This window comes from Mycobacterium lacus (assembly GCF_010731535.1).
Lineage (GTDB): Bacteria > Actinomycetota > Actinomycetes > Mycobacteriales > Mycobacteriaceae > Mycobacterium > Mycobacterium lacus.
In genome coordinates, this window is sequence record NZ_AP022581.1 from 1226575 (window position 1) to 1242596 (window position 16022).

General features: G+C 70.1%; 12 protein-coding genes. 5 read left to right on the forward strand and 7 right to left on the reverse strand.

Annotation, left to right across the window (positions count from 1 at the left end):
• Window positions 1-184: 184 nt before the first annotated feature.
• Entirely contained in the window at window positions 185-574 is a 390-nt protein-coding gene (locus G6N24_RS05780; protein ID WP_085159340.1) for an MmcQ/YjbR family DNA-binding protein, read from the reverse strand.
• A 40-nt stretch (window positions 575-614) separates the two neighbouring features.
• Here G6N24_RS05780 and G6N24_RS05785 point away from each other — a divergent pair, with 40 nt between their 5' ends.
• The 3 genes from G6N24_RS05785 to G6N24_RS05795 all read left to right on the forward strand — a co-directional run bounded on the left by G6N24_RS05785 (window position 615) and on the right by G6N24_RS05795 (window position 4904).
• Window positions 615-1586 carry a transglutaminase family protein gene (locus G6N24_RS05785; protein WP_372514502.1) on the forward strand — a complete coding sequence of 324 codons (972 nt, stop codon included), beginning with the start codon at window positions 615-617 and terminating at the stop codon, window positions 1584-1586.
• Window positions 1579-2625: a zinc-binding metallopeptidase family protein gene (locus tag G6N24_RS05790; protein ID WP_085159336.1), complete on the forward strand. Its 1047-nt coding sequence runs from the start codon at window positions 1579-1581 to the stop codon at window positions 2623-2625. Before G6N24_RS05785 ends, G6N24_RS05790 begins: the two co-directional genes overlap by 8 nt.
• A 128-nt stretch (window positions 2626-2753) precedes the next feature.
• Window positions 2754-4904 carry a PE family protein gene (locus G6N24_RS05795; protein WP_163745423.1) on the forward strand — a complete coding sequence of 717 codons (2151 nt, stop codon included), beginning with the start codon at window positions 2754-2756 and terminating at the stop codon, window positions 4902-4904.
• A gap of 5 nt (window positions 4905-4909) precedes the next feature.
• Here the strand turns inward: G6N24_RS05795 and G6N24_RS05800 are convergent, their stop codons facing one another.
• The 3 genes from G6N24_RS05800 to G6N24_RS05810 are packed head-to-tail and all read right to left on the reverse strand — an operon-like array spanning window position 4910 to window position 12045.
• Window positions 4910-7591, reverse strand: a complete 2682-nt coding sequence (locus G6N24_RS05800) for a circularly permuted type 2 ATP-grasp protein (RefSeq protein WP_085159637.1) — start codon at window positions 7589-7591, stop codon at window positions 4910-4912.
• Window positions 7591-10932 carry a transglutaminase family protein gene (locus tag G6N24_RS05805; RefSeq protein ID WP_085159635.1) on the reverse strand — a complete coding sequence of 1114 codons (3342 nt, stop codon included), beginning with the start codon at window positions 10930-10932 and terminating at the stop codon, window positions 7591-7593. The genes G6N24_RS05800 and G6N24_RS05805 overlap by 1 nt, the downstream gene beginning before the upstream one ends.
• 60 nt (window positions 10933-10992) lie before the next feature.
• Window positions 10993-12045: a hypothetical protein gene (locus tag G6N24_RS05810; protein WP_163745424.1), complete on the reverse strand. Its 1053-nt coding sequence runs from the start codon at window positions 12043-12045 to the stop codon at window positions 10993-10995.
• A 107-nt stretch (window positions 12046-12152) separates the two neighbouring features.
• Between G6N24_RS05810 and G6N24_RS05815 the strand changes: the two genes are divergently transcribed.
• Complete coding sequence (locus tag G6N24_RS05815) at window positions 12153-13502, forward strand: replication-associated recombination protein A (RefSeq protein WP_085159631.1); 1350 nt, start codon at window positions 12153-12155, stop codon at window positions 13500-13502.
• 55 nt (window positions 13503-13557) lie between these two features.
• On the opposite strand, the gene G6N24_RS05820 is transcribed toward G6N24_RS05815, so the two are convergent.
• The 3 genes from G6N24_RS05820 to G6N24_RS05830 all read right to left on the reverse strand — a co-directional run bounded on the left by G6N24_RS05820 (window position 13558) and on the right by G6N24_RS05830 (window position 15530).
• Window positions 13558-14178, reverse strand: coding sequence for a putative quinol monooxygenase (locus G6N24_RS05820; protein WP_085159639.1), 621 nt, complete (start codon window positions 14176-14178; stop codon window positions 13558-13560).
• 165 nt (window positions 14179-14343) lie between these two features.
• A complete protein-coding gene (locus G6N24_RS05825; protein WP_085159629.1) occupies window positions 14344-14967 on the reverse strand; it encodes a hypothetical protein in 624 nt (207 codons plus the stop codon).
• Window positions 14968-15122: 155 nt separating this feature from the next.
• Window positions 15123-15530, reverse strand: coding sequence for a hypothetical protein (locus tag G6N24_RS05830; RefSeq protein ID WP_232070697.1), 408 nt, complete (start codon window positions 15528-15530; stop codon window positions 15123-15125).
• A gap of 99 nt (window positions 15531-15629) precedes the next feature.
• On the opposite strand from G6N24_RS05830, the gene G6N24_RS05835 reads away from it, so the two are divergent.
• A complete protein-coding gene (locus G6N24_RS05835; RefSeq protein WP_139822349.1) occupies window positions 15630-16019 on the forward strand; it encodes a secondary thiamine-phosphate synthase enzyme YjbQ in 390 nt (129 codons plus the stop codon).
• Window positions 16020-16022: the final 3 nt, after the last annotated feature.

Genomic DNA, 16022 nt, shown 5'->3' on the forward strand with positions numbered 1-16022 from the left:
TGTCCATGTCGTTCCGCCTCGCTGCGCTCGGGGGGCTCCACATGGACACCTCCCACGCAGGCAGCGCCAACGAGCAACTATCGCGGAAGGGAGCAAGAAGAAACTTCCAACCCATCAACCCACGGATAGGTCAGGAGCACCCCATTTCGTGCCGAAATTGGGGTCTTGTGCGTCTGCTCGCCGGTCACGGTGACCCGGCGAGAAACTCCTGGACCAGCTTCTTCGGCGCCTGGGTCAGCCAGGCCTCGGTGACCAGCTCCTCGAGCTCGATGACGTCAATCTCGGCCAGTTTGACCAGCACCGCCGGGTAGCCCTCGAAGTGCGGCGTGGTGAAATACACCCCGGGCTCGTCGGCGATCAGCGCGAATTTGACGCCCTCATCGGACACCCGGACGCCGAGGATGTCGCCGGTCGGCGGCTCCATCCCGCGCGCCGCCAGGGCTTCACGGTCGGATTTGCGCAGCGGCCGCTCCCATGCGATCACTTTCTTGCCGACCCGCCAGTCGTGCGGTGACCGCTCCACGGTCAGCGGCAGCTCACCAACGATGCGGGCGACGTCGTCCCACGTGGCCACGCGTCGATTGTGCGCCGGATAAGGTGCGCTTGGTACCGCAATAGACATCAGGAGGTTGTCGTTGCCGTTCGACGACGTGCCCGATGCCCCGGCCACTCACCGCTTTCGCGTCACGCACCGCACCGAATACCGCTACTCCGACACCGTGACAAGCTCCTACGGCCGCGGGTTTCTCACGCCCCGCGACTCGCTGCGGCAGCGTTGTATCGCCCACCGATTGACGATCGACCCGACGCCCGCCGACATTTCCACCAGCCGCGACAGTTACGGCAACATCAGCTCCTATTTCCATGTCACCGCGCCGCATCGCACCCTGACGGTCACCAGCGACTCCGTCGTCGACGTGGATCCGCCGGCCCCCGGGCTCTACACCAGCGGGCCGGCCTTGGAGCCGTGGGAGGCGGCCCGCCCGGCCGGCCTGAAGGGAGTATTGGCGACCGAGTTCACCCTGGACCTGAACCCGCCTGAGATCACCGACGAAGTGCGTCAGTACGCGGCCCCCAGCTTCGTGCCCGGGCGACCGTTGGTCGAGGTGCTGCGCGATCTCGCGTCGCGGATCTACACCGACTTCACCTACCGCTCGGGGTCCACGACCATTTCCACCGGGGTCAACGAGGTTCTGGCGGCGCGGGAGGGGGTATGTCAAGACTTTGCGCGGCTGGCCATCGCCTGCCTGCGAGCCAACGGTTTGGCGGCCTGCTACGTGTCCGGTTATCTGGCCACCGACCCGCCACCCGGAAAGGATCGGATGATCGGCATCGACGCCACCCACGCCTGGGCCACGGTGTGGACGCCGCAAGAGCCCGGTCAGTTCGAGTGGCTGGGGCTTGATCCCACCAATGACCAGCTGGTCGACCAGCGGTACATCGCCGTGGGGCGTGGCCGCGACTACGCGGACGTGCCGCCGCTGCGCGGCATCATCTACACCAACTCGGAGCACAGCGTGATCGACGTGGGTGTCGACGTCGTGCCCTACTCAGGCCCTCTTGACGGCGACTTCTTGCATGCGTGACTTCCACTGCCCCACCTGTGGCCAGCGCCTGACGTTCGAGAACTCGGCGTGCCTGGCCTGCGGCAGCGCGCTGGGATTCTCCCTGGACCAGATGGCCCTGCTGGTGATCGGTGGCGGCGAGCACGCCGGCGCCGTGGCCGCTGGCGACTTTCAACTATGCGCCAATCTTCATCTCGCCGAATGCAACTGGCTGGTCCCGGTGGGTCAGCCGGGCGGACTGTGCACGTCATGCGCGTTGACGCTGCAGCGGCCCAACGATGCCGATAGCGCCGGCCTGGCGGCGTTCGCCCGGGCCGAGGCGGCCAAGCGGCGCCTGGTCGCCGAGCTGCACGAGCTGAAGCTGCCGATCGTCGGACGCGACCAGGACCCGGGCTACGGACTGGGATTCCGCCTGCTGTCCAGCGCGCATGAGGACGTGCTGACCGGCCACGAAAACGGTGTCATCACACTGGATTTGGCCGAGGGCGACGACGTCCACCGCGAGCAGTTGCGCGTCGAGATGGACGAGCCGTACCGGACGCTGCTGGGGCATTTCCGCCACGAGATCGGGCACTACTACTTTTACCGGCTGATCGCCCCGTCCAGCGACTACCTGGCCAGGTTCAACGAGCTGTTCGGCGACCCCTTCGCCGACTACTCCGACGCGCTGGAGCGGCACTACCGCGACGGGCCGCCCGAGGATTGGCCGCAGCGATTCGTGTCGTCGTATGCGACCATGCACGCGAGCGAGGACTGGGCCGAGACGTTCGCCCACTACTTACACATCCGCGACGCCCTGGACACTTGCGCCTGGTGTGGCCTGGCACCGGCGTCGGCGACCTTCGATCGGCCGGCGTTGGGCCCCAGCGCTTTTCCCGCCATCATCGATACGTGGCTGCCGCTGTCGTGGTCACTGAACATGGTGAACCGCTCGATGGGCCACGACGACCTCTACCCGTTCGTGCTGCCGGTCGCCGTGTTGGACAAGATGCGGTTCATCCACACCGTCGTCGACGAGGTGGCCGCCGCCGCGAGCGGGTCCGCGGCACCCGGCGCGTAGTTGCGGATTGCGCAAGATTCCGTTCGAAATCTTCTGCTAGAAGCCGATATTCGGATTACATAGCCTGGCCTTGCCGGTTGGGGCGCGCCGATCAGCGGCCGGCCCGAGTGATGTGATGGGAGCCGCAGGTGTCGTCATTTGTGATCGCTGCGCCCGAGGCGTTGACGGCAGCGTCGGCCGAGTTGACCGGGATCGCGTCGACGATCAGGGCGGCTAACTCGGCGGCGGCCGCCTCGACGACGGAGATACTGGCCGCCGGTAGCGACGAAGTGTCGGCGGCGATCGCGCGGCTGTTTGGCAGCTATGCGCGGGACTTTCAGGCGCTCAGCGCGCAGTCGGTGGCTTTCCATGACCAGTTTGTGCGGGTGTTGGCTGCCGGCGCGAACGCGTACGCCAGCGCGGAGGCCGTTAACGTCGAGCAGAACCTGCTCAACGCGATCAATGCGCCCACCCTGGCGTTGTTGGGCCGCCCGCTGATCGGCAACGGCGCCAACGGGGCGCCGGGGACGGGGCAGGCCGGCGGACCCGGCGGCATCCTGATTGGCAACGGCGGCAACGGTGGGTCCGGCGCGACCGGTCGGGTTGGCGGGCACGGAGGGTCCGCCGGCCTGTTTGGCTCGGGCGGGGCCGGTGGTGCTGGCGGCGCGGGTGCCGCGGGCCAGGCCGGCGGGGCCGGCGGGGCCGGCGGGGCCGGCGGGCTGCTGGGCGGCAATGGCGGGGCCGGCGGGCGCGGCGGGGCCGGCGGGGCCGGCGCGACGGGCATGGCCGGCGGCGCTGGCGGGGCTGGCGGTGCCGGCGGAGTCAGTAGGGCATTGGTGGGTTGGTCTGGCGGGGCCGGGGGCGCTGGCGGCGACGGTGGCATCGGGGGCGCGGGCATCGCGGGCAGCACGGGCATTGCCGGCGGTACGGGGTTTGCCGGCGGGGCTGGCGGGGCCGGCGGCGTCGGCGGAGCCCATGCGGGGCCGTTAGGCGCCGGTGGGCTGTTTGGCGCTGGCGGTGCTGGCGGTGTCGGCGGCGTTGGCGGCGCTGGCGGGATCGGGGGAACCGGTGGCGCGGGCGTGCACATCGATGCACCCGCTGGGGCGGGTGGTACCGGTGGAGTCGGCGGCAGCGCCGGGGCCGGCGGTGACGGCGGCGCCGGTGGATTGTTCGGGTCCGCCGGCCACACCGGCGCCAACGGCGCCGGCGGGGTGGGCGGGACCGGCGGCACCGGCGGGATGGGCGCCACCGGCTTGGTTGGTCACGACGACCCGACCGCGCCCACCCAGGGTTCCCCGGGCGGCATGGGTGGGGCCGGCGGCCAGGGCGGGGCCGGTGGCGCCGGCATCGGTGGGGTCGGCGGCGGGGCCGGCGGCCAAGGGGGCGTGGGCGGTCAGGGCGGCACCGGCGGGGCCGGTGGCGCCAACACCGGCACCAGCACCAGTCCGGGCGGCGGCGCGGCGGGCGGGCAGGGCGGCACCGGCGGCGCCGCCGGTGTGGGTGGCGTCGGGACCGACGGCGGCGCGGTGGGCCGTGGCGGCACCGGCGGAGTCGGCGGCACCGGCGGCCAAGGTGGCCAAGGCGGTAACGGCGCCGACGCTGAGAACCCGTTCGATTTCGGCTTCACCGGTGGCCCGGGTGGACAAGGCGGCGCCGGCGGCGACGGTGGCGCGGCCACCGACGGCGGCACCAACGGCAGCGGTGGCCGCGGCGGCCAAGGCGGAACCGGCGGCGCCGGCGGCCTCGGCCATAGCGACGACGGAACCAACGTCGCCACCCCGGGTGGCTACGGTGGCAATGGCGGGACCGGCGGTGCCGGCGGCGCGATCGGCACTGGCGGCACCGGTGGTAGCGGCGGCCTAGGCGGCACCGGCGGCACCGGCGGCGTCGGCGGCCAAGGCGGCAGCACCAAATTCGCCGGTCGCGCCGCCGCTGAGGGTGGTCAAGGCGGCGTCGGCGGCAACGGCGGCGACGGCTGGATGAGCCCCACCAACCCCGGGGACGGCGGCGAGGGCGGCCAAGGCGGCCAAGGTGGCACGGGAGGTTTCAACTCGCTCGGCACGGGTGGCGCCGGCGGCCAGGGCGGCGAAGGAGGGGTCGGCGGCCTCGGCGGCAGTGACGACCACGATGGCTCCATCGGTGGCACAGGCGGCACGGGTGGCACCGGCGGGACCGGCGGCGTCGGCTCTAGCGGCAACCCCGGCGGCGACGGCGATCCGGGCGCCGCGGGGATGGGCCCCTGGGGACGGGTCGGTGGTTTCGGCGGCGACGGCGGCGCCGGCGGCGCCGGTTCCCCGTAAGCCGGCTAGGCCGGCATCACCCGACGTTCCTCGGGGCCCCACAGCGGTTGCATGCCGCCGGGCAGCGCCAGCTGCGTCGCGGTGAGGACATCGGCCAGGTCACGCAGCGCGGTGTGGATCGCCGCGAGCAGATCCGCCAACTCCGCGCGGCGCCCGTCGGCGTCGACCTCTTCCAGCTCGGCGGGGGAGGATCGGCGCAGGCGGGTGTTGATCTCGTCCGCCATCCGCTCCGGACGCGACGACCCCGACGAGCCGGGCAGGTCCCGCAGGTCGGCCCGCAGCCGTTCCAGCTGATACGCCAAAGACCGCGGGTTCTGCGCGTCGAACAGCATCAGCTCGGTCACGGCCGCGATGCTGACCTGGCCCGCGGTGCGGCGCCGGTAGATGACCGAGGACTCGCACGCCACCAGGGTGGATTCGATGATGGATTGCTCGGCGGCGGCGCTGCGCACGTCGGTGAGCGTGGCCTGCAGCAAGACGGTGAGCCAGAGGCCGCGCTCGATGCGTTTGCCGATGTCCATCATCGTCCAGCCGACGTCCTGCACCATCGACTCGCTGGCCACCCCGGACAGGGTCAGCATCCCGGCCAAGGTCTGCGCCTGGGCCGACGCGAGCAGGGCGTCGGCCTCCGCCAGCGACTCCGGCGGGTCGGTCTTGTGCGCGACCGCGCGCTCCACGTCGGCCAGCACCATCCAGGTGTCGTTGGACAACTGGTCGCGCACCGCCCGGGCGGCCAGCGCCAGCCCCTCCACCGATTGAACCAGGGATCCCGGCCGATTCGGGTCCACGGTCATTGCCCACAGCATCGAGGGAGCGACGGCGATCATCTCGCCGTGGTCATGGGCGGTTCCGGTGTCGGTCCCGGTGATTCGGCCCAGTGCGGCCATCAGCACCGGCACGCACTCGCTTTCCTCGGTGTGCTGATAGTGGCGGAAGACGTGGTAGCGCTCGCGGGCGACGATCAGCAGCCGCGCCATGTTCTCCGCGCGCTCGCCATAGCGCCCCATCCAGAACAGGTCGGACAGCACACGCGGCGAGCTGACGCCCCAGGTCCCCGCGCCCGTCTTCACCGGCGGTGCAACCGATGGCTCCACAACGTGCAGCGTCACCGCCTCGGCCCGCGCACGTTCCGTCGGACGCACCCAAACATCCTTAGCCGCAACGGTTTTCAATGTATATGCCGCGGGTCCGGGCGCCAGCACGTAGCCGAGGCCGCCGATCATCGGCGCATAGCCGCCGCGTTGGGCAACGGTGAACAACCGCATGCCGACGCCGGCCGACGACAACACGGGGGCCTGATCGGAGGGGGCATGGTCGGTGGGTGCGGACGAGAACTGCGGCAGTTCCTGGCCGACCCACTGCCAGGGCATGGTTTCGATGCGCGCGGCCAGTTCGGCCAGCTGCGCGGACGAAAGTGTCGGCCCGACAAGGGTTTCCCCGCCGATGGCGGGCTTGATCAACAGCGACGAGAGGTTGGCTAGCAGGTGTGCCCGTTCGCTGGCGATGCCGCCCCAGTACACCGGCGCGGTGCGCAGCAGCGGTTCTTCGCCGAGCAGGCGCTCGGCCAGCTCGGGCAGGAATCGCAACAGGCCAGCGCTTTCCAGGATGCCGCTGCCCAGCGTGTTGACGACGGTCACCGTCCCGCGGTGTTGTGCCTCCACCAAACCGACGACGCCGAGCCGGGAGTCCGCGCGCAGGTCCAGCGGGTCCGCGTAGTCCGCGTCGACCCTGCGCAAGACGACGTCGACGCGTTTCAGCGTGCCCAGCGAGCGCATCCACAGCTTGCCGTCGCGTACCACCAGATCCGCGCTTTCCACCAGCGGGAAGCCCAGCAGCGTCGCCAGATACGCCTGATCGAAGGCGGTCTCCGAGTAGATGCCCGGGCTGAGCACGACCACCACCGGGTCTTGGGCGACGTCGGGTGCCGCGTCGATCAGTGCCAGCCGCAGCGCCTGGGCGAACGGCGTCGTCGGGCGCGGCCCGATCCGCTCGTAGAGGTCGGGAATCGCGTGCGCGACAACGCGCCGGTCGGCCAGCGCGTAGCCGGCGCCCGAGGGCGCCTGCGTCCAGTCGGCGTTGACCTGAAAGCCGCCGTCCGACAGCCGGCTGACGTCACAGGCGTGCATGAACAGCTGGTGATGCCCGGGCACCTCGACTCCGTTGGCGGCCCGCACATAGCCGCGATGGGCGAACAGCAGCTCGGGCGGCAGGATGCCCTCCGTCAGCAGGCTGCGGGGCCCGTACAGGTCGGCGAGTACGGCATCGAGCAGGCGCGAGCGCTGTACCAGCCCGGCCTCCAGCACCTCCCAATCGGCCGCGGAGACCACGACCGGCAACGTGTCCAGGATCCAGGGCCCGGGCTCCACGCCATGCCCGTCGGCGGAGGGGTCCCGGCTGGCATCGACCCCGGTGTAGGTGATGCCGTCGTGGTCGATCAGGCCGTGCACCACCGAGCGCAACCGGTCCAGCCCGGCCCGGCCCCGCTCCGCGATCGCGTCGGCCAGCTCGCTCCAGGCCGGCCGCACGTCACCGTCTTCGTCGACGAATTCGTCGTAGCCGATTCCCGGGCCGTCACGCAGGTCGAACAGCGCTTCCTGGGCGCGCGCGGCCCGGTATCCGGCCAGCAGCCGGTCGACGTCGTAGCGGCCGGTGCCGGCCGCCGAGGATCCGCTGGTAAGGAGTGCCATCACTGCAGAACGGTACGCACGCGTCGCAGGTCGAGAATGCCCGGCGCGCCGATGTCGGTGAATATCCGGGCCTGCTTCTCCCGGATGTCGGACAGGTCGAGCCTGCCCGGCGTGAAGCCGGTGGCCTCGAAGCGGCGGGCGCGGCGGGCCTCGGCCTCGACGGCGTTGACGGGTGGCTCGTCGTAGGCGCGCCCGCCGGGATGGGCGACGTGGTAGGTGCAGCCGCCGCGCGACGTTCCGGCGGTGAGGTCGATCAGCTCGAACTGCAACGGGCCGTCGGTGGTGATCGTCGGGTGCAGCGCGCTGGGCGGCTGCCAGGCCTTGAACCGCACCCCGCCGACGTGGATGTCGGGGTTGTCGGTGGCCAACAACGGCACCGGGTGGCCGTTGCAGGTCACCACGTAGCGGTGGCGGTCGGCGCCGATGATGCGAACCTGGAGGCGCTCGACCGAGGAGTCGACGTAGCGGGCGGTGCCGGTGGCGGTGGACTCCTCGCCGAGGGTGTTCCACGGCTCGATCGCTCCGCGTAGCTCGATCTCCACCCCGTCGAAGACCGCGGTGCCGATGCGCGGAAAGCGGAATTCGGTGAACGGGTCCAGCCAGCTGGTCTCGAAGGCGATGCCGTGCGCGCGCAGGTCGGCGGCCACCTCGGCGATGTCATGAATTAGGAAGTGCGGCAACAGGTATCGCCCGTGCAAATTGTCGCCGTGCCGGATCAACGGTGCGCGCAGCGGCTCGTCCCAGAACCACGCCACCAGGGAACGCACCAGCAGCGACTGCACCATCGCCATGCGCAGGTGTGGCGGCATCTCGAACGCGCGCAGCTCCAGCAGGCCGAGCCTGCCGCGCGGGCCTTCGGGGCTGTAGAGCTTGTCGATGCAGAACTCGGCGCGATGGGTGTTGCCGGTGATGTCGGTGAGCAGGTGGCGCAGCGCGCGGTCGGTCACCCAGGGTCGGGGGCGGCCCTCCCCAGAAGATCCAGACAGCCGGGCGATCTCGGCGAACGCGATCTCCAGCTCGTAGAGCGCCTCGTCGCGGCCCTCGTCGACCCGCGGCGCCTGCGACGTGGTGCCGACGAACCGCCCGGCGAACAGATAGGACAGCGACGGGTGCCGCTGCCAGTAGGTCAGCAGCGACACCAGCAGGTCCGGGCGCCGCAGCAGTGGCGAGTCCGCGGGCGTGACGCCGCCGAGCGTGATGTGGTTGCCCCCGCCGGTGCCGCCGTGTGTGCCGTCGACGTCGAACGACTCCGTCGACAGTCGGGCCAGCCGAGCCTGCGCATAGAGGGTTTCCAGTTGTTGCTTCTGCTCTTCGAAACTCGCGGTGGGTGCGATGTTGACCTCGATGACGCCGGGGTCGGGCGTGATGGTCGTCGACTTCAGCCGCGGGTCGGCCGGCGGGCCGTAGCCCTCGATCACGACCGGACAGCCGGCCTGCGCGGCCGCAGCCTCGACGCGGCCGATGAGGTCGACGAAGTGTTCGAGCGCCTCGGTGGGCGGGATGAACATGTACAGCAGCCCATCGCGAACCTCGGCGACCAGCGCGGTCGTCGGCGCGGTCGCGGGGTCCTCCAGCACCGCGTCCACCGCCTCAAGCGCGTCGGGTCCCGCGGCCAGCGTATAGCCCACGCTCACCGGGTCGACGTGAAACGATGCCCGTGCCGGTCGCCAGCTGATCGAATCCAGCGGCAGTCGCAGACCGGCCGGTGAATCACCCTCGAGCAACACGATCCGGCCGCGGCGCAGCCGCCAGTCCGCGCTGGCCCAGCCGCTGCCGTCGTCGCGGCGGTGCAGCGGCAGCACGAAAGCTGCTGGGTCCGTGATGGATTCGTCGAGGCGCGCCAGCAGCGCCGCGCGGCCGGCGGGTGTTTCGCCGACGAGATCGTTCGCCGATTCCACCGGGTCGCCATGAGGCAAACGCACGCCGGCCGCCAGCCGGGCCAGCGGGTCCTCGTAGGCCGGGCGCACCTGCGAGCGCGGCAACCCCAGGCCGTCGGCGATCCCGGCGAGCACCCGGTGGGCCGCCGTGTTGTCGACGGGGGCACCGGCGGGTCCAGTGCGCCAAGGGTCGGCCAGCAGCGTGTCGTCGTTCCACAGCGGGCGGCCGTCGGTGCGCCAGTACAGCGCAATCTGCCAGCGCGGCAACGGCTCTCCCGGATACCACCTGCCCTGCCCGCGCTGGATCAGCCCGTGCGGAGCCCACTTGGCCTTCAACCGGGCGGCTAGGTCGGACGCCCGCTGGCGCTTGTGTGGACCGTCGGCGGCCGTGCGCCACTCCTCGGCCACCTGGTTGTCCACCGACACAAACGTCGGCTCGCCGCCGACCGTCAGCCGGACGTCCCCGGCGGCCAGCCGCTCGTCGACACGCCGCCCAACCTCGCAGATCGTCGCCCACGCCGCATCGGTGTAGGGCAACGTGACGCGCGGGTCTTCGTGGACGCGGGTGACGGTGTTGGAGAATTCCAGCACCGTGTTGCAGATATCGGTGCCGCCGCTGATGGGTGCCGCAGTCCCCGGGTGCGGCGTGGCCGCCAGCGGGATGTGTCCCTCCCCGGCGAGCAGCCCCGACGTCGGGTCCAGCCCGATCCAGCCCGCACCGGGGATGTACGCCTCGGCCCACGCGTGCAGGTCGGTGAAGTCGGCGGCGGGCCCGGACGGCCCGTCGAGCGCCTCGACGTCGGATGCCAGCTGCACCAGGTACCCGGACACGAACCGGGCGGCCAGCCCCAGCTGGCGCAGGATCGACACCAGCAGCCACGCCGAATCCCGGCACGAGCCGACGCCGGTGCGCAGGGTGAAATCCGGAGTCTGGACGCCGGGCTCCATGCGCACGCTGTAGCCGACGTCGGCGTTGATGGCGCGATTGAGCGCGACCAGGAAGTCGATGGTGCGCGTGTTATCGGGCACCGTGAAGTTGCGCACCCATGCCCGCACGAGCTCGCCGGGCCCAGAGTCCGGGCCGTTCTCGTCGACGGGCCGCAGGTACGGTTCCAGGTCGTCGGCCAGCTCCTTGGGGTAGGTCAACCCGGTGGGCTGCCAGGTCTCAGCCCAGTCCTCGACGAAGAAGTCGAATGGGTTGATCACCTTGAGGTCGGCGATGAGCCCGACCGTAATGGTCAACTGGCGCATCGGGTTCGGAAAGACCAGCCGGGCCAGGAAGTTGCCCACCGCGTCCTGCTGCCAGTTGATGAAGTGGTCGGCGGGCTCGATGCGCAGCGAGTAGGCCTCGATGGGCGTGCGTGAGTGCGGCGCCGGGCGCAGCCGCACGATGTGCGGATACACCCGGACCAGCCGGTCAAAGGAGTAGCTGGTGCGGTGCTCCAGCGCAACTTTGATACTCATTACCGCTGATCTCATCACAAGAGTCAGCGGGTCGCAGCGCTCCGAATTGTCGGCGGCGAGTTACGCCATCTGCGGGCCCGGTGGTGGTGGCGGCGGCGGTGGTCCCGGCGGGATGCCGACCGGTGGGGCGGGCTGGGCCAGCTCGACGACCTGGCCGCCCGACAGCTTGCGGTAGGTGTAGATCTGGATGAGCGCGGCGACCGGAATGCCAACCAGCATGCCGACAAAGCACAGCAATTCGCCGATCAGCACCGCCGCATACTGCACCAGCCACGACAGCAGGGTGCCGCCGATGTTCGACCTGGCCGTCGTGAAGCTGGCCTTGATGGAGTCGACGGGCGACGTGGATCGGTCGACGGCGAATGCGATGGCGAACTGGGCCAGGAAGCCGAAGATGAGCCCGGGGATGACGCACAAAACGGTCCCGATCGTGGTGCCGATGACGAGCAGCAGCGCCGTGACGAGCACCAGGCCCAGATTGCGCGGCCTGAAAAACGTCCCGATAGTCACCGGCCTTCCGTCGGCAATGTCAAGGCAGCCCGTCGTAATCCCGGCGTGCATGTAGACCGCCACGACGAACAGGGCGAGGTAGCCAAGGACCATGACGATGACCCCCACGGGGCCAATGGACCCGTGCACCGATTCATAGGTGTTGCCATAGGCGTCGGTATAGGTGGTGGTCGAAGTGCTCGAGAAGACGGTGACCAGTCCGATCATCACACCGATCACGGCGGCTATCACCAGCACATATGCCAGGACCGGAACGATGAGTGTCGCCGCGTTCTGGGTGAACCGGCTCCACGCCCAACTGATCGCGTCCCCCACGTTGAACCCGGGCGTCGGCGGGGCGCCGAATCCCGGCTGCGGCGGGTAGCCGCCGGGCGGTGGGCCATAACCGGGGGGCGGGGGAGGCGGGGTGTAACCGGGCGGCGCGTAGCCCCCCGGAGGTGGGCCGGGGGGTGGGGGGTAGCCGCCGGGCGGTGGGCCATAGCCCGGGGGCGGGGGAGGCGGCGGGGGAGGCGCGCCATGACGGGGAGGCGGGTAGCCCTGGGGGGCTTGGTTGCCGCCTTGGGCGTCGGCTGGATTGCCTGGGTACTCCGGGGGCTGGCTCATGGCCGTCCTAGTTTTTAGTCGGTACGCGCGCAGAACTAAGCAAACCGGAACTTAACAAATATCGGGCCACGGCGCGCGGATGGGCGCGCGTGTCCGGGCCGCGTGGTATGCCTGAAGCCGTGTCCGACGGTCTGTTCGACCTGCCCGGCGCACCGAAGACCGGCCCTGATCTGGGCGTGTCCGCGGCGGCACCGCTGGCGGTGCGGATGCGTCCGGCATCGCTGGACGAAGTGGTAGGGCAGGATCACCTGCTGGCACCCGGTTCTCCGCTGCGCCGCCTGGTCGAGGGCTCGGGCGTGGCGTCGGTCATCCTCTACGGCCCACCCGGAAGCGGCAAGACGACGCTGGCCGCGCTGATCTCGCGGGCGACCGGCCGCCGTTTCGAGGCGCTATCGGCATTGTCGGCCGGCGTCAAGGAAGTTCGCGCGGTGATAGACATCGCGAGGCAAGCGCTCCTCGCGCGTGAGCAGACGGTGCTGTTCATCGACGAAGTGCACCGGTTTTCCAAGACCCAACAGGACGCCCTGCTTTCGGCGGTGGAGAACCGGGTGGTGTTGCTGGTGGCGGCCACCACCGAGAACCCGTCCTTTTCGGTGGTGGCCCCACTGTTGTCGCGATCGTTGATCCTGCAGCTGCGGCCGCTGACGGCCGACGACGTCCGCACGGTGGTGCAGCGCGCCATCGTTGACCCCCGCGGCCTGGGCGGGCGGGTCGAGGTGAAACCGGAGGCCGTCGACCTGCTGGTGCAATTGGCGGCCGGCGACGCCCGCCGGGCCCTGACCGCGCTGGAGGTTGCGTCCGAAGCCGGCGAACACGTCAGCGTCGAGACCATCGAGCAGTCCCTGGACAGGGCCGCGGTCCGCTACGACCGCGACGGCGACCAGCACTACGACGTCATCAGCGCGTTCATCAAATCGGTGCGCGGCTCCGACGTCGACGCCGCGCTGCATTACCTGGCCCGCATGCTCGTCGCCGGCGAGGATCCGCGGTTCATCGCGCGCCGGCTGATGATCCTGGCCAGCGAGGACATCGGCATGGCCGATCCCACCGCGCTGCAGACCGCCGTCGCCGCCGCCCAGACCGTACAGCTGATCGGCATGCCCGAGGCTCAGCTGACGCTGGCGCATGCCACCGTCCACCTGGCCACCGCGCCGAAGTCGAACGCCGTCACGACGGCCCTCGGCGCGGCGATGGCCGACATCAAGGCGGGCAAGGCCGGGCTGGTGCCGGCTCACCTGCGCGACGGGCACTATTCGGGTGCCGCGGCGCTGGGCCACGCGCGGGGCTACAAGTACTCCCACGACGACCCGGATGGCGTTGTGGCGCAACAGTATCCGCCGGATGAGCTGGTAGACGTGGACTACTACCGGCCCACCGGTCGCGGCGGCGAGCGGGAGATCGTCGGACGGCTGGAACGGCTGCGGGCCATCATCCGCAAGAAACGGGGACGACAGTGAAGATAAGGCATTGCCGGCCGACGGCCCGTCGGCCGGTCCATCGCCTCGATCCCGGTCAGACCAGCTCGGGTGCCCGCAGGTGAGCGAGGGCCAGGTCAAACTCGCACTCGTCGAGTTCCTCGACGCCCGCTTCCTGGATTTTCGCCCGCTTGAGCGCGCCCGATTGCTCCCTGTTCCGCTCCATCGCTTCGCGGCTGTCGAACGCCGCGCAGGACACGGCGCGACCCGACGCACGGTCGATCATCAGGCTGGCGCTGCAGAATCCCTCGAGGGCTTCCAACTCAGGCAGCACGGACGTCTTGTAGTACTCGATGTTCTGGTCCGCCAGAGCCGGGTCGCCCTTGACCCATGTGGCCCGCGCGCATGCGCCCTCGCGTGACGGGTGGTCGCGGTGCAGCACCCCGAGCTCCCACTCTTCGACGGTTGGCGTGCCCCCGAACATCTCCGCGGCCCGGTCCCGTATCGGCCGAACCCGGTCGGCGCTTGCGCGCATCGCCTCCTCGGATTCCCAGGCGCTGGTGGCGATACACCTGCCCGATTGCCGGTCGACCAGCAGCGATACGCCCACACACCCGTCAACTTGCTGAAGTGCGGGCAGGACGACATCGCGAACGTGTGCAATCCCCGCATCGATGTCCGTGGGATTCGCCTGAATCGTGGTAGAGCGTGCGTACACGATCCACCCCCTCACCTGTCAGGGCGGCGCCCCGGCGGCGCCACCGGTGCACCCACTACCTTCCTCCGTTGATCTTGGCCCGGCAAGAGGGTTGACAGCCCGGCTCTCCCCGAGCGGGCGGCACCGCCATCTCCCGCCGCTTCGCGGCGCGCATCGTCGCCGGGCTTAGACCAGCTCGGGCACCCGCAGGTGGGCGATCGACAGCTCGAATTCGGCCACGTCGAGCACCTCGGCCCCCAACTCCCGCACGCGCCTGCTGCGCAACTCGGTCGCGCGGTCCCGGTTTCGCGCCATCGCGTCCATGCTGTCGAACGTCGAGCACGACACCGCACGCCGGCATGCCGGATGGTCCACCATCAGGCTGGCGCTGCAGAACCCGTCGAGAGCCTCCAGCTCGGGAAGCACGGACATCCGGTAGAAGTTGAGGGATCGCTCGATTTGATCCGGCACCACCTTGAGCCAGGTGGCCCGCACGCATGCCCCCTCGTGCGACCGGTGGTCCCTATGCAGCAAGGCGATTTCCCATTCTTCGACGCGCGCGTTGCCGGAGAACATCATCGCGGCCCGGTCACGGATGGGAGCCACCCGCTCGGCGCTGGCGCGCATCGCCTGCAGGGTGTCCCAGGCACTGGTGGCGATGCAGGTGCCGGACTGCCGGTCGACCAATAGCGACAGCCCGACATACCCCTCGATCCCCTGGAGCGCGGGCATGACCACATCGCGGACATGCGCAATTCCGATATCGACCGACAGCGGTTCCGCCTGGATGGTTGTAGAGCGTGCGTACACGACCAACCCCCTCCTCATGTCGGGGCAGCGCCCCGGTGGCGCCACCGGTTCACCAAATACCTTCCTCCTACTGGATAGCCGTGGCAATGGTCGCAAGAACGCAAGAAACGGCACCGGCCGAAAGCCTGACTCGGCCGGTACCGCAGGAGATTCGATTACACCAGCTCGGGCACCCTCAGGTGCGCCAGCGCCAGCTCGAACTCGCAATCGCCGAGTTCCTCGGTGCCCGAATCCGGCATCGACGCGGCCTTGAGCGCTGCTATCTGATCCCGGTTGCGTTCCATCGCGTCCCGGGTGTCGAACGTCGTGCAAGACACGGCACGTCCGGACCCGCGGTCGGCCATCAGGCTGGCGCTGCGGAACCCGTCGGCGCCCGCTAGCCGGGGCAGCACGGACGACTTGTAGTAGTCGACGCCTTGGTCTACCCGGTCCGGCGGCACTGTGACCCAGGTCGCCCGCGCACCCGCGCCCTCGGCCGAGCGGTGGTCGCGATGCAGCGCCGCGATCTCCCATTCTTCGACACTTGCCGGCCCGCCGAATATCTCGGCGCATCGATCCCGCATCGGTCGGCCCTCGCGATAGGGTGTTCGCCGTCACAATCAATAGGCCGGTCCTGGGAACTCGCAGCCACCCCACCGTAGGCTGGGCGGGTGGATACCGATGTGCTGGACGTGGACACCGCGCGTCGCCGCATCGTCGATCTCACCGATGCGGTGCGCGCGTTCTGCGCGACGCACGGTGACGGCCTGTGCAACGTGTTCGTCCCGCACGCGACGGCGGGGGTCGCGATCATCGAGACCGGCGCCGGTTCCGACGAGGACCTTGTCGACGCCCTGGAGCGGCTGTTGCCGCGCGACGACCGCTACCGGCACGCGCACGGCTCCCACGGTCACGGTGCCGATCATGTGTTGCCGGCCATCGTCGCGCCGTCGGTGACGGTGCCGGTCGCCGGCGGCGAACCGCTGCTGGGCACCTGGCAAAGCGTCGTTCTGGTCGACCTCAACCGGGATAATCCGCGGCGGTTGGTGCGTTTGAGTTTCGTAGCGGGTTAAGTT

Bases quoted from the DNA above. Each gene is read 5' to 3' on its own strand.
- G6N24_RS05790 (WP_085159336.1), top strand. From the start codon at position 1,579: ATGCGTGACTTCCACTGCCCCACCTGTGGCCAGCGCCTGACGTTCGAG.
- G6N24_RS05800 (WP_085159637.1), bottom strand. From the start codon at position 7,591: ATGGCACTCCTTACCAGCGGATCCTCGGCGGCCGGCACCGGCCGCTAC.
- G6N24_RS05805 (WP_085159635.1), bottom strand. From the start codon at position 10,932: ATGAGTATCAAAGTTGCGCTGGAGCACCGCACCAGCTACTCCTTTGAC.
- G6N24_RS05810 (WP_163745424.1), bottom strand. From the start codon at position 12,045: ATGAGCCAGCCCCCGGAGTACCCAGGCAATCCAGCCGACGCCCAAGGC.
- G6N24_RS05815 (WP_085159631.1), top strand. From the start codon at position 12,153: ATGCCTGAAGCCGTGTCCGACGGTCTGTTCGACCTGCCCGGCGCACCG.
- G6N24_RS05830 (WP_232070697.1), bottom strand. From the start codon at position 15,530: ATGCGGGATCGATGCGCCGAGATATTCGGCGGGCCGGCAAGTGTCGAA.